Origin of the sequence: Pseudomonas sp. FP2294 (assembly GCF_030687625.1) — a bacterium.
Classification (GTDB): Bacteria; Pseudomonadota; Gammaproteobacteria; order Pseudomonadales; family Pseudomonadaceae; genus Aquipseudomonas; species Aquipseudomonas shahriarae.
On sequence record NZ_CP117441.1, the window covers coordinates 2,640,976 to 2,654,025 of the forward strand.

The 13,050-nt window shown below is 62.2% G+C and carries 14 protein-coding genes; 7 read left to right on the plus strand and 7 right to left on the minus strand.

The window, feature by feature from the left end; translation table 11 throughout:
- Positions 1 to 5: 5 nt before the first annotated feature.
- Together PSH73_RS11715 and PSH73_RS11720 are read left to right on the plus strand one after the other, a co-directional pair.
- Complete coding sequence (locus PSH73_RS11715) at positions 6 to 779, plus strand: enoyl-CoA hydratase (protein ID WP_115128145.1); 774 nt, start codon at positions 6 to 8, stop codon at positions 777 to 779.
- A gap of 258 nt (positions 780 to 1,037) precedes the next feature.
- Complete coding sequence (locus PSH73_RS11720; protein WP_057440092.1) at positions 1,038 to 1,232, plus strand: hypothetical protein; 195 nt, start codon at positions 1,038 to 1,040, stop codon at positions 1,230 to 1,232.
- 1 nt (position 1,233) lies between these two features.
- On the opposite strand, the gene PSH73_RS11725 is transcribed toward PSH73_RS11720, so the two are convergent.
- The gene (locus PSH73_RS11725) at positions 1,234 to 1,614 is read right to left on the minus strand and encodes a hypothetical protein (RefSeq protein ID WP_057959751.1); all 381 of its coding nucleotides are present in this window, start codon (positions 1,612 to 1,614) and stop codon (positions 1,234 to 1,236) included.
- Between the two features lie 253 nt (positions 1,615 to 1,867).
- Here PSH73_RS11725 and PSH73_RS11730 point away from each other — a divergent pair, with 253 nt between their 5' ends.
- Positions 1,868 to 4,156 carry an acylase gene (locus PSH73_RS11730; protein ID WP_057959750.1) on the plus strand — a complete coding sequence of 763 codons (2,289 nt, stop codon included), beginning with the start codon at positions 1,868 to 1,870 and terminating at the stop codon, positions 4,154 to 4,156.
- A gap of 5 nt (positions 4,157 to 4,161) precedes the next feature.
- On the opposite strand, the gene PSH73_RS11735 is transcribed toward PSH73_RS11730, so the two are convergent.
- The 3 genes from PSH73_RS11735 to PSH73_RS11745 form a co-directional block, all read right to left on the minus strand.
- Positions 4,162 to 4,686 (minus strand): AAA family ATPase, encoded by a 525-nt coding sequence (locus PSH73_RS11735; RefSeq protein ID WP_057959749.1) that lies wholly within the window; start codon positions 4,684 to 4,686, stop codon positions 4,162 to 4,164.
- Complete coding sequence (gene pnuC, locus PSH73_RS11740) at positions 4,683 to 5,246, minus strand: nicotinamide riboside transporter PnuC (RefSeq protein ID WP_057440095.1); 564 nt, start codon at positions 5,244 to 5,246, stop codon at positions 4,683 to 4,685. Before pnuC ends, PSH73_RS11735 begins: the two co-directional genes overlap by 4 nt.
- Positions 5,247 to 5,393: 147 nt before the next feature.
- The gene (locus PSH73_RS11745) at positions 5,394 to 7,028 is read right to left on the minus strand and encodes a methyl-accepting chemotaxis protein (protein WP_057959748.1); all 1,635 of its coding nucleotides are present in this window, start codon (positions 7,026 to 7,028) and stop codon (positions 5,394 to 5,396) included.
- Between the two features lie 249 nt (positions 7,029 to 7,277).
- On the opposite strand from PSH73_RS11745, the gene PSH73_RS11750 reads away from it, so the two are divergent.
- Both PSH73_RS11750 and PSH73_RS11755 read left to right on the plus strand, forming a co-directional pair.
- Complete coding sequence (locus PSH73_RS11750; RefSeq protein ID WP_057959747.1) at positions 7,278 to 8,108, plus strand: undecaprenyl-diphosphate phosphatase; 831 nt, start codon at positions 7,278 to 7,280, stop codon at positions 8,106 to 8,108.
- Positions 8,108 to 8,491 (plus strand): DUF1294 domain-containing protein, encoded by a 384-nt coding sequence (locus tag PSH73_RS11755; protein WP_057959746.1) that lies wholly within the window; start codon positions 8,108 to 8,110, stop codon positions 8,489 to 8,491. The genes PSH73_RS11750 and PSH73_RS11755 overlap by 1 nt, the downstream gene beginning before the upstream one ends.
- An 88-nt stretch (positions 8,492 to 8,579) precedes the next feature.
- Here PSH73_RS11755 and PSH73_RS11760 read toward each other — a convergent pair whose 3' ends face one another.
- Positions 8,580 to 8,930 (minus strand): MmcQ/YjbR family DNA-binding protein, encoded by a 351-nt coding sequence (locus PSH73_RS11760; protein WP_057959745.1) that lies wholly within the window; start codon positions 8,928 to 8,930, stop codon positions 8,580 to 8,582.
- Positions 8,931 to 8,941: 11 nt separating this feature from the next.
- Positions 8,942 to 9,850, minus strand: a complete 909-nt coding sequence (locus tag PSH73_RS11765; RefSeq protein WP_057440099.1) for a LysR substrate-binding domain-containing protein — start codon at positions 9,848 to 9,850, stop codon at positions 8,942 to 8,944.
- A 125-nt stretch (positions 9,851 to 9,975) separates the two neighbouring features.
- Here PSH73_RS11765 and PSH73_RS11770 point away from each other — a divergent pair, with 125 nt between their 5' ends.
- Entirely contained in the window at positions 9,976 to 10,587 is a 612-nt protein-coding gene (locus tag PSH73_RS11770) for an FMN-dependent NADH-azoreductase (RefSeq protein WP_120732939.1), read from the plus strand.
- Between the two features lie 184 nt (positions 10,588 to 10,771).
- Positions 10,772 to 11,809: a dienelactone hydrolase gene (locus PSH73_RS11775; protein ID WP_198799229.1), complete on the plus strand. Its 1,038-nt coding sequence runs from the start codon at positions 10,772 to 10,774 to the stop codon at positions 11,807 to 11,809.
- Here PSH73_RS11775 and PSH73_RS11780 read toward each other — a convergent pair.
- Positions 11,803 to 12,975 carry an MFS transporter gene (locus PSH73_RS11780; protein ID WP_305462556.1) on the minus strand — a complete coding sequence of 391 codons (1,173 nt, stop codon included), beginning with the start codon at positions 12,973 to 12,975 and terminating at the stop codon, positions 11,803 to 11,805. The two genes, PSH73_RS11775 and PSH73_RS11780, sit on opposite strands and share 7 nt — an antisense overlap.
- Positions 12,976 to 13,050: the final 75 nt, after the last annotated feature.

Consider the following 13,050-nt stretch of genomic DNA (forward strand, 5'->3'; position numbering starts at 1 on the left):
GATCAATGAGTTATGAAACCATTTTGCTCGACGTTCAAGGCCGTGTCGGGCTGATTACCCTCAATCGCCCCCAGGCGCTGAATGCCTTGAACGCGCAATTGGTCAGCGAAGTGAACCAGGCCCTGGACAGCCTGGAAGCCAATCCCGACATCGGTTGCATCGTGTTGACCGGCTCGAAGAAAGCCTTTGCCGCTGGCGCCGACATCAAGGAAATGGCCGAGCTGACCTACCCGCAGATCTACCTCGACGATCTGTTCAGCGACAGCGACCGTGTGGCCAACCGCCGCAAGCCGATCATCGCGGCGGTCAATGGTTTTGCCCTGGGGGGCGGCTGTGAGCTGGCGTTGATGTGCGATTTTATCCTGGCCGGTGACACGGCCAAGTTCGGCCAGCCGGAAGTCAACCTCGGCGTCCTGCCGGGCATGGGTGGCACCCAGCGCCTGACCCGTGCGGTGGGCAAGGCCAAGGCCATGGAGATGTGCCTGACCGGGCGTTTTATCGACGCCGTGGAGGCCGAGCGTTGCGGCATCGTGGCGCGGATTGTGCCGGCGGACGAACTGCTGGACGAGGCGCTCAAGGTTGCGGCGCTGATCGCCAGCAAATCGGTGCCGATCAGCATGATGGTCAAGGAAAGCGTGAACCGCGCCTTTGAAGTCAGCCTGTCGGAAGGCGTGCGCTTTGAGCGCCGGGTGTTCCACGCCGCCTTCGCGACCCAGGATCAGAAGGAAGGCATGGCCGCGTTCGTGGCCAAGCGTGCGCCGCAGTTCAAGGACCAATAAGCCCCTGACCAACTGCCCCGTGGCGAGCGGGCTAGCCCGCGTTGGGCTGCGTAGCAGCCCTAAAATCCGGCCCCGCGTGTTCAACTGAAGCAATGCGCTGGGTGTATTGGGGCTGCTACGCAGCCCAGCGCGGGCAAGCCCGCTCGCCACAACCGTTGCGCTGGCAAGGCAAATAGGGTCATGCCAAAGCGCTTTATCGCCTGTAACATGAGGCCCTGATACGCTCCAGATACAATTTTCAGGTTTCAGGAACCCGTCATGACCCAGAAGCAACGCTTGATTTACTCGATTCTGATTTCCCTGGTCGTCCTCGGCACGATGTTTGGCCTGTCCTATTTGCAGAACATCGGCGCCATCAGTGAGAAGACGTTCCAGTACATCGCCATTGCCGTGGCGGTGATTGTGGTGGTGATCAACGGCATCATGCGCCGCAAGGTCAAGCCCAACCTGTAAGTCAGGCGCTGGCAGCCAGGACCTTGGCAGCCTCTTCATGGAGGCTGTAGCTTTTGTCGCTGTTGAGGGTGATCACGCCCTCGCTGCACAGGCGCTTGAGCACCTCGCGCACACTGAGAAACGACAGCGGGATGCCCAGTTCCAGCAAGTGGCTGTGCACACCCCGTACACCCAGCGAGCGGCCGTTCTCGGCGGCGGTGAGCAGGGCGTCGATGACTTTCAGCCGGATCAGGCTGGTACGCAACCCAAAACACTTGAGCAGATGCCGGATGCGTTGGTTGCCTTGATGCTCGGGGGCCTTGCCGAAGGCTGGGTTACTTGCGCCGAAAGCGGCGTCGTGTGCCATAAAATGTCCGTCCGTGGGCAGTTGCGGGTTGTGCATGCAAAAACTCCTTATCAGAGCCTGATCAGGAAAACGATGGTGCTCTTTAGTTAATAAGACGTATGAGCCACGCAAATCATGAAGTCCAAGAGGGATAAATTTTCTCGGTCTCACGTCTGTCACCTTCCTGGCGCCGGTAAATAAGGCGCGCGCTGCCTAAATTTCTGCGGATTTCTACGTCTTTATCCATGGGCTGGTGTTGGCGAGTCGGCCCCGCCTTGGGCGTTCAATTTGGCTTGATGATGGGGTCTGCGTGATTATTTCCAACGGGTTGTCCAGGGTTTGCGTGGCGGGTGTGTTGCTGGGGGTGAGCCTGTGTGCGACGGCCCGCCAGGTGAGCGACGTGCAGGCGGGCACACTGAGCGCCGATATCCGCCGCACCGGGTTTGGTGTCCCGCATATCCGCGCCAACGATGAGCGCGGCCTGGGCTATGGCATCGGCTATGCCTACGCGCAGGACAACCTGTGCCTGCTGGCCAACGAAGTGGTCACGGTCAATGGCCAGCGCGCCCGCTACTTCGGTGCCGAGCAGGCGACCCTGGAAGAGCGCAACAACCTGACCAGCGATGTGTTCTTTACCTGGCTCAATACGCCCGAAGCAGTGACGGCTTTCTGGAAGGCACAGACCCCGCAGATGCAGCAGCGTCTTGCCGGCTATGCGGCGGGTTACAACCGCTACATGCAAGAGCGCGGGGCCAAGGACCGACCGATGCAGTGCCAGGGCGCCTGGGTGCGGCCGATCACGACCGATGACCTGGTCAAGCTGACCCGCCGATTGCTGGTGGAAGGTGGTGTCGGGCAATTCGCCGAGGCCTTGGCGGGGGCGACGCCACCCCAGCCAGGCGTGGCGGTGCAGAGCGATGTGCGAGCGTTTGAGGTCGCCACCTTGAAGCAGCAACGCTTTGCCCTGGAGCGCGGCAGCAACGCGGTGGCGGTGGGTAGCGAGCGCTCGTTCAACGGGCGCGGCATGTTACTGGCCAACCCGCATTTCCCGTGGATCGGCGGCATGCGTTTTTATCAGATGCACCTGACCATTCCTGGTCAGCTGGACGTAATGGGCGCCGCCTTGCCGGGCCTGCCGGTGGTCAATATCGGCTTCAACCAGCATGTGGCCTGGACCCATACGGTGGACACATCCAAGCATTTCACCCTGTATCGCCTGACCCTGGACCCGAAGGACCCGACCCGCTATTTGCTCGACGGCAAGTCGATCCCCCTGCAGAAAACCCAGGTAACGGTACAGGTCAAGGGCGCCGAGGCCCACACCCAAACGGTCTACAGTTCGCAGTTCGGGCCGGTGGTGCAATGGCCGGGCAAGCTCGACTGGAACGGGCAATACGCTTTCAGCCTGCGCGACGCCAACCTGGGCAATGACCGCGTGCTGCAGCAGTGGTACGCGATGAACCAGGCCCGCAGCCTCAAGGACTTGCAAGCCTCGGTACACCGCCTGCAAGGCATTCCCTGGGTCAACACCCTGGCGGCGGACGATCAGGGGCAGAGCCTGTATATGAACCTGTCGGTGGTGCCGAACGTCAGTGCAAAAAAACTCGAACAATGCAGCGACCCGCGTGCCGGCCTGCAGATGATCATGCTCGACGGTGCCCATAGTGCCTGCGCCTGGGATATCGACCCGCGCGCCGCCCAGCCGGGGATCTTTGCCGCTGATCAACTGCCGCAGCTGGCGCGCCGGGACTACGTGCAGCACTCCAACGACTCGGCCTGGATGGCCAACCCCAAGGCCCCGCTGGCCGGCTTTTCGCCGGTGGTCAGCCAGGATCACATTGCCTTGGGCGCACGTTCGCGTTTTGCCTTGCAGCGCTTGCAGGACCTGGACACACAGCCGATCACCGTCGCCGATTTGCAACACATGGTGCTGGATAACCAGGTGTACCTGGCTGGGCAGGTGATGCCGGATCTGCTCAAGTTCTGCGCGCAACAGACGGATGCCGCCCTGAAAACCCTGTGTACCCGCCTCAAGGACTGGGACCAGAAGGCCAACCTCGACAGCGGCCTGGGCCTGGTGCATTTCTTCCAGGTCATGGAGCACCTGCAGCAAGTGCCGCAGGTGTGGCGCGTTGCGTTTGACCCGGACCACCCACAAACCACCCCGCGCGGGTTGCTCATCGAGCAGCCGGAGGTGGCCAAGGCGTTGCGTGAGGCAATGCTGGCGTCAATGGCGCAGGTGAGTGAATCGGGGTTGAAAGAAGGCACTCGTTGGGGCGATATCCAGGTCTCGGGCAGCACTCCGATGCACGGTGGCCCACAGGAACTGGGGATCTACAACGCCATGCAAAGCGTGCCGAGGGCCGATGGCAAGCGTGAGGTGGTCAGCGGCAGCAGTTACTTGCAGATCGTCACCTTCGACGACCAGGGGCCGAAAGCGGAAGGCGTGTTGGCGTTCTCACTGTCCAGCGATCCGGCGTCGCCGTACTTCAAGGACCAGACCCAGGCGTTTTCCGCGAAAAAGCTCAGCCCGTTGCCGTTTACCGAACAGCAGATCAAGGCTGACCCACAGTATCAACGGCAACTGATCCACGAGTAGGGGCTTTATTGGTCGAGCAGGTGTGCCACGGCGGCAAACGCCTGGTCATGGCGTGCCTGCCAATCCCCGCCAATCACCTTGTACGGTTGCTGATGCTGCTCCAGCCAGTCGCGGCTGGCCTGGAAGAAGGCCAGGCGGTCGGCCAGGTCCGGCTGGCAGCGTTGACCGTCGGCGGTCCAGCCAATGCCTTCGGGCGACAGCAACAGGTGCAGGTCGTAATGGCGGGCCAGCAGTGCCTCGTCGAGCCACGCGGGGGCATCGCCAAACAGCGTCAGGCTCCACAGCTTGTTGGTCAGCAGGTGAGTATCGAGGATCAGCAGTTGCGGCTGCCGGGCACGGCCGGCATCTTCCCAGGCCAGTTGGCCACGGGCGATGTCCGGGATGTCGGCGAGGGTCGTATCACGCTGGTAGTGGTCGATGAAATAGCGCACATACTCGCCCACCAGCACCGCACCGAAATGCGCCTGCAACTGCTCGGCCAGCCAGCTTTTACCGCTGGACTCGGGGCCTGCCATCACCAGCACCTTCATGTGCGCAACGCCGGATCGGCGCGCCATTCGCGCCAGCCTTGTACGGCAATCACTGTGAACAGGGCATAGAGCGCGGCCGTCAGGTACAGCCCCTTGTAGACAAACAGGCCGACAAAAATCACATCGACCACAATCCACAGTGCCCAGCATTGCACGCGTTTTTGCGCCATCCACATCTGCGCCACCAGGCTGAAGCCGGTCAGGGCGGCGTCCAGCCAGGGTTGTGCAGCATCGGTCCAGTGTGCCATGGCGGCGCCCAGCAACAGGCTGCCGACTGCGCCAACCGTCAGGCTCAGGAGGATCGCCTGGCTGCCAAGACTGCTGACCTGGCGCCCTTGCTTGACCTCGCCGGCGCGAGTCCATTGCCACCAACCGTAGACCTGCAGGCCGGCATACACCACTTGCAGCAGCATGTCGGAATACAGCTTCACCTCGAAGAACACCCAGGTGTACAGCAGCACCATGACCAGGCCGATCGGCCAGCACCACGGGTTCTGCTTGACCGTCAACCAGACGGCAATCACCCCCAGCGCGGCGGCAAACAGTTCAAGCCCGGACATGGGATTCCTTGGAAGAGTCGAAGAGGAGGGCGATTGTACCCAACCGGCCGGGCAAAATCCTGTCCAGGCCGGGGGCTAATTATGGGAAGAAGGATTGCTGTGGCAAACCCGCTCGCTGTGGCGAGCGGGCTGCTGCCGGGAGGAGGGCTAGACCTTGAACTGGCGCAGCAGGCCGTTGAGTTCTTCGCTCAAGTCCTTCAGATGCACGCTGGCCTCGCTCGATTGCTGGGCCGCGAGCGCAGTGCTGTGGGACAGGCCGGCGGCCTGGGTCACGTTCTGATTGATGTCTTCCACCACGTGGGCCTGTTGCAGGGTCGCGCTGGCAATCGAGGCGTTCAGGCCGTTGAGGTTGCGCAGGGCCTGGCCGATGGCATTCAGGCTGGCGCCCGCCTGACCGGCTTGTTCGATGGTCAGTTGCGAGGCCTGGTGGCTGTCGCTGATGACCTTGACCGCTGCTTCGGAATGCCCTTGCAGGCGCTCGATCATGTTCTGGATTTCGGCAGTGGATTTTTGCGTGCGCTGGGCCAGCAGGCGCACTTCGTCGGCGACCACGGCAAAACCACGGCCTTGTTCGCCGGCGCGGGCCGCTTCGATGGCGGCGTTGAGAGCCAGCAGGTTGGTCTGCTCGGCAATCGAGCGAATCACCTCCAGCACCCCGCCAATCTGCGTGCTTTCGGTGGACAGGGTGCGGATCACTTCCACCGCCTGGCTGATGGTGCCGGACAGCGCGTCGATCTGTTGCAGGCTGCCGTCGATATTGACCTGGCCCTGTTCGGCCTGGGTCTGCGCGTCACGCATTTCGCTGGCGGCGTGCTCGGCATTCTTGGCCACGTCCTGGACGCCGTAGGTCACTTCATTGATGGCGGTGGCCACCAGCTCCATTTGCTGGGATTGTTGCTGGCTGCGGTCATGGGCCTGGCTGGCGTTGTTGCCCAGCTCGGCGGACGACTGGGCCAGGGCATTGGCGCACACCTGCAACTGGCTGACCACCTGGCGCAGTTTGGCGGTGAAGGTGTTGAAGTGTCGGGACAGTTGCGTGACTTCGTCCTGGCCATGGGTGTCGAGGCTGCGGGTCAGGTCGCTTTCGCCACTGGCGATGTTGGCCATGGCCTGTACCGCTTCCTGCAACGGGCGCACGATGCTGCGGGCAATCAGCACCACCAGCAGGGCCATGATCAGGGCAATGCCCAGGCCGATCAGCGAGGCTTTCCAGACCTGGCCGCGAAATTGTGCCTGTACGTCGTCCACATAGACGCCGGAGCCTATGATCCAGCCCCAGGGTTCGAACAACTGGATATAGGAGGTCTTGGCCACGGGCTCAGCCGCGCCGGGTTTCGGCCAGCGGTAATCGACCATGCCGACGCCCTTGGCCTTGGCCAGGGTGACGAACTCATTGAAGATCGCAAAGCCGTCCGGATCGCGGATGGCCGATAGGTTCTGGCCGTCGAGCTTGGGGTTGGCCGGGTGCATGATCATCACCGGCGTCAGGTCATTGATCCAGAAGTATTCGTTCTGGTCGTAGCGCAGACCGCGCACCACACTCAGGGCTTGTTTCTGCGCGGCTTCGCGGGTCAGCACCCCGGTGGTTTCAAGGCCGTGATAAAAATTCAGAATCCCGCTGGCAGTTTGCACTACGTGCTGGGTTTTCTGGCTCTTGGCCTGGTAGAGGTCGTCGTGGATCTGCTTGAGCATCAACAAACCCAGGGTCATCAACATCAACACGGCGACTATCAGGATCATCCAGAGGCGCCGACTGATCGACATATTGCGCAAACTGTTCATAGTCTTGTCACTCCGCGTTCTTATAATTTTCGGTGCTGCGTTGATCGGCCAGTGATAACGCGAAGCGAAATTCGGGCTTGTCTGATAGGCTTTCGGCCCGGAATCAAAAAACCTGAGTACTGCCTGATTTTTCACAGAATTTTTGCAGGTCAGCCTTGATCCTGCGCGCAGCCTTGCCGCGTGCTCATCGTTAGTGAACACCTAGAAAATATCAACGAGGCATGCCGTCGCATGACCTTTGGGGGAATAATGGATCTTTGGACCGCCTTTCAGGCATTGATACTTGGCATTGTCGAAGGGCTGACAGAGTTCTTGCCGATCTCCAGTACCGGGCACCAGATTATCGTCGCTGACTTGCTCGACTTCGGTGGCGAGCGCGCCATGGCGTTCAACATCATCATTCAACTGGGCGCCATCCTGGCGGTGGTCTGGGAGTTCCGGCGCAAGATCCTCGACGTGGTGACCGGCCTGCCGACCCAGCGCAACGCCCAGCGCTTTACCGTCAATCTGCTGATCGCCTTCCTGCCGGCGGTGGTGTTGGGGGTGATTTTTGCCGACCTGATCCACGAATACCTGTTCAACCCGATCACGGTGGCCACTGCGCTGGTGATCGGCGGGGTGATCATGTTGTGGGCCGAGCGTCGCGAGCATGTCATCCATGCCGAAACCGTCGATGACATCACCTGGAAAGACGCCTTGAAAGTGGGCTTTGCCCAGTGCCTGGCGATGATTCCAGGGACGTCGCGTTCCGGCTCGACCATTATCGGTGGCCTGTTGTTTGGCCTGTCGCGCAAGACGGCCACCGAGTTTTCGTTCTTCCTGGCGATGCCGACCATGGTCGGGGCGGCGGTGTACTCGGGCTATAAATACCGTGACCTGTTCCAGCCTGCGGATCTGCCGGTGTTTGCCGTCGGTTTTGTGGTCTCGTTCATCTTCGCGATGATTGCAGTGCGTGGCTTGCTCAAGTTCATCGCCAGCCACAGCTATGCAGTGTTTGCCTGGTACCGCATTGCGTTCGGTTTGCTGATCCTGGCCACCTGGCAGTTCGGCTGGATTGACTGGGCGGCGGCCAAGGCGTGATGACAGTCCAGCATCTGCGCTTGAAGGCTGTGGTGTTTGCACTGTTGTGTGCCGTGCCGTTGTTTGGCGCGGCACTGCTGGCGTATCGCGGGGTGTCGCTGATCCCGTTGGCGGCCTATGGCCTGGTCAGCGTGGTGACGTTTTGCCTGTACTGGAGCGACAAGCGCAAGGCCCAGAGCGATAGCTGGCGCACCCCGGAGAAGATCCTGCATGCCATGGAGCTGGCTGGTGGTTGGCCGGGGGCCTTGGTTGCGCAGCAGGTGTTCCGGCACAAGACGCGCAAGGTGTCTTATCAGGTGGTGTTCTGGCTGATTGTGTTGCTGCACCAGGTGTTCTGGATTGATCGGTTGTTTCTGGGTGGCACGCTGCTGGCAGTCTTCTAGCCGCGCGGGGCTTGAGAGCGAAGCTGCGCCCACAGGGGGCTGTGCATGTCTCGATGATCAAGGTGTGTCCAAGACGACCTGGGCTGGCTTACTCGTCCAGCCTCAGGCCGATCTGCGTGCGTTTGGGCAGTTTGCTCACCACCAACTGGTGGGAGCGCTGCAGCAAGCCGCGCAGCTCTTCGCCGCCCAGTGGGTAGGGCACCTGCATGATGATCCACTGCGCCCGCGCCAGGTACGGCGCCGGGTGGATGCCGGGGCGGTCGACGTGGCCGAGGAACAGTTCTTTGTCGACCTTGAACGCCAGGGAGTCGCCGCGCAGGTTCTGCAGGGCGAACATCTTGTTGCCGGCAATCGAGAACACCCGCACACCGCCCCACTTGTAATCCTCCCGTGCACTGGGCAAGCCCAGGCAGAACTGGGCGACGTCGTCTTCGGTCATGCTCCGGGTACTCATAGCAGTCGATCTCCGCAACTGTTGAAGGCATGGGCCAGAAAGTCGATCCAGGCGCGCACCGCTGGGGATACGCCGCGTCGATGCGGGTACACCGCTTGCAGCCAGCCACCGGGCAGCGACCACTCGGGCAACAGTTGCACCAGTTGGCCACTTTCCAGCTCCTGCTCGCAATACATCATGGGCAGCACGGTGAAGCCCAGGCCGGCGAGGGCGCTGGCCTTGCGCACCAGGAAGTCGTCGATGCCCAGGCGGGCCTCCATCGCCAGGTCGGTGGCATTGCCGGCAGGGTCGAGCATGCGCAGGTGGACCATACGGTCGGCTTCCAGGGCGCCCAATACCGGCAGGTGTTTGAGGTCGGCCGGGCTGTTGATCTGGCGGTCGCGCACAAACTCGGGGCTGGCGACCATGGCCGTCTGCGCCTGACGCAGGCGACGGGTCACCAGCAGTGGGTCTTCGTCCCCCAACTCGCGCACACGCAAAGCTACGTCTACACCCTCGGCCACCAGGTCGACGCGGCGATTGATCAGCATCATCTCCAGTTGCACCAGCGGGTGGGCCGCGAGGAATTGCGCCACCACCGTCGGCAGGATTTCGTGGGCCAGGCCCACCGGGCAACTGACCCGCAGCCGGCCCCGGGGTTCGCTGGACATGTTGACCACGGCTTCGTCGGCCATTTCCGCTTCCAGCAGCATCGCCTGGCAGTGCCCCAGGTAGCGTTCGCCGACGGCGGTCAGGGTCAGTTGCCGGGTGGTGCGCTGCAAGAGGCGGGCGCCGAGGCGCTCTTCCAGTTCGGCAATGCGCCGCGACAGCCGCGACTTGGGGATGCCCAGCAGCCGGCCTGCCGCCGCGAAGCCACCGGCTTCCACCACCTTGGCGAAATAGTAGAGGTCATTGAGGTCTTGCATGTTGGGCCTATTGTCCTGTCAGTGGGACGAACTATCGCATTTTAACCGGCTAATCGGCTATTGGATTGATCTGTAGGATCCTTCCCATCAGATCGCCGGTGGCGATCCTCACTTGGAGATCCCACATGAAACTCTTGCATATTGATTCCAGCATCCTCGGTGACAACTCGGTATCCCGCCAGTTGAGCGGCAAAGTGGTCAAGGCCTGGCAAGCGGCTGAGCCGGGTGTGGAAGTAACCTACCGTGACCTGGCCAGCGAAGGTATCAACCATTTTTCCGGGATTACCCTGGGCGCGTTGGGCACCACCGCCGAGTTGCGTGATGCCGTACAGAAGCACGAAGCCGACCTGAGCGCCTCGACCCTGGCCGAGTTCCTGGCTGCCGACGCGGTGGTTATCGCCGCGCCGATGTACAACTTCACCATTCCCACCCAGCTCAAGGCCTGGATCGACCGCATTGCCGTCGCTGGCCAGACGTTCCGCTACACCGAAGCCGGCCCGCAAGGCCTGTGCGGCAACAAGAAAGTCATCGTGGTCTCCACCGCCGGTGGCCTGCACGTTGGCCAACCGACCGGCGTCGGGCACGAGGACTACTTGAAAGTGCTGCTGGGCTTCTTCGGTATCACTGATATCGAGTTCGTACGTGCCCACGGCCTGGCCTATGGTGACGAAGCACGCAGCAAGGCATTGAACGATGCCAATGCGCTGATCAGCGAGCAGTTGTTCGTCGCGGCGTAAGCACGAGCGTCTTTCAATCTGATTCGGGCTGTCTAAACTCTGTATTCTGCTAGCTTCAATGCCGGCGGAATACGGAGTTTTTTGTTTTGAACCGGCGAATATGGCGCAGCTTATGCAACACCGGGTCATACCGCCCGAGGCTGCATCGGCCTGCAGGCGTCACCCAGCACAGGTGGACATCCCCATGATGCGTCTTTGTGCAGTCTTGCTGGTTTCCCTGCTCGGCGGCCTCGTTTCAGTGCACGCCGCTGTCGCCCCGCACCCCCATTGGAGCGTGGGCTATCACCGCATGAGCTTTCTTGACCCGCTGGATTCGCAGCCGATGAAAGCCATCGCGTTTTATCCGTCCACGGGTGATGAACATCTCAGTCAGGTGGGGGCGTATCGCGTCGCCGCCGCCGAGGACGCCAAGGTCGCCATCGGCCGCTTCCCGTTGCTGATGCTGTCCCATGGCAACACCGGCACGCCCCTGGCTTTGCACGACCTGGCGACGTCGCTGGCGCGCAAGGGGTTTGTGGTGGTCGCCGTGCTGCACCCAGGCGACAACTATAAGGACCACAGCCGCCTGGGTACCTTGAGTAACCTGTATGGCCGGCCGATCCAGATTTCTGCGGCGATTACCGCGACCCTGGGCGACCCGATGCTGTCGCCGTTCGTCAACGTGGGCCAGGTAGGGGTGATCGGCTATTCGGCGGGCGGCGAGACGGCGCTGATCCTGGCCGGGGCCAAGCCGGATCTCGAGCGTTTGCGCCGCTATTGCCAGGAGCGTCCCGAAGACCGCGACGCCTGTACCACCAAGGGTGAGCTGGTGGCCGACCGTGATGACCTGCAACCCCAGGCCGACCCACGGATCCACGCGTTGATGCTGATGGCGCCGCTCAGCCTGATGTTCGGTCGTCAGACCCTGGGCGACGTGCATGTGCCGGTGCTGCTCTATAGCGGCGATGGCGACAAGCTGGTAGCCGTGGATAAAAACGCCGCCGCCCTGGCGCGCAAGCTGCCGCAGCCGCCGGATTTCAAACTGTTGGCCGGGGCTGGGCACTTTATCTTCATGGCCCCTTGCGATGACGAGCAACTGGCGCTGATGCCGGCGCTTTGTACCGATGCCGATGGGGTGGACCGCGAGGGTATTCACCGCGACCTGATCTCCGAGGCCGGACGATTTTTCAGTCGCACCCTTGGCCAGCACTCGCGGGCCGGGATGCAGACTGCGGATCAGTAGGCCCGGCGCATCAGCAGCCAGGTCAGGCCCAGGCCCGTGACGGACAGTAGCGCCGCGCAAAAGAAAATCCACGAGTAGCCCAGGTTCAACGCCACCGCACCCATCAGCGGTCCGGCAATCGCCAGCGCCAGGTCAAAAAACACCGCATAGGCACTCAGCCCGGCGCCCCGGCTGCTGTTGGGCACCTGTTTGATGGCTTCGACGCCCAGTGCCGGGTACACCAACGACAAGCCAAACCCGGTGAGGCCGGCGCCGATCAGGGCAATGGCGGGCGAGGGCGCGAGCCACAGCAGGGTCAGGCCGAGGGTTTCCAGGGTCATGCAGGCAATCGCCGCGCGAAACCCGCCAAAACGGCTGATGCTCGAGATAAACAGCAGGCGCGAGAGGATAAAGCAGAGGCCAAACACCGTCAGGCACCAGGCGGCGCCGGTCCAGCCGCGATTGAGGTAGAACAGGGCAATGAAGGTGGTCAGGGTGCCGTAGCCAATGGACGCCAGGCACAGGCTGGCGCCAAACGGCGCGATCCGCCCGAACACCGCCCAGAACGGCAGGCGCTCGCCGCGCACCACCGGCACCGAGGTTTTTTTGCGGATCAGCACCAGGCCCAGGGCTGCCAGCACGGCCAGCGTGGGACCGAGGCTGTTGTAACCGTATTGCGCAACCATCACCACGCCCAGCGGGGCGCCAATGGCGATGGCGCCATAGGAGGCGATGCCGTTCCAGGAGATCGAGCGCGCGGTATGTTCGGCACCGACCTGGCCCATGCACCAACTGATGGTGCCGACACCGATCAGGCCCTGGGCCACGCCCAGCAACACGCGACCGACCAGCAGAATCCCCAGGCTCAGGCTGGGCAGGCTGTGCAGCAGCGTGGCGAAAAAGGTCAAGACACCGCTGAGCAGGATACCGCTCAAGCCCAGCACGATCGCGCGCTTGGTGCCGACGTTGTCCGACATGCGCCCCGCCATGGGGCGGCTGAGGAGGGTGGCCAGGTACTGCGAACCGATGGTTACGCCGGCCACCACGGCGCTGAAACCCAGTTGTTCATGGACGTAGCCTGGGATCACCGCAATCGGCAGGCCGATGCAGATAAACGCGATAAAGGTATAGAAGACGATGGAGACGATCTGCAGGGTGATCGACAGGGAGCTGGGGGCGGCTGGCATGGAGGCTCATTCGCGGCAGGGCGGTGAACGCATCATGGCAAGGGCCTGGAAGAAAAGGAAGCAGGCTAACAATCA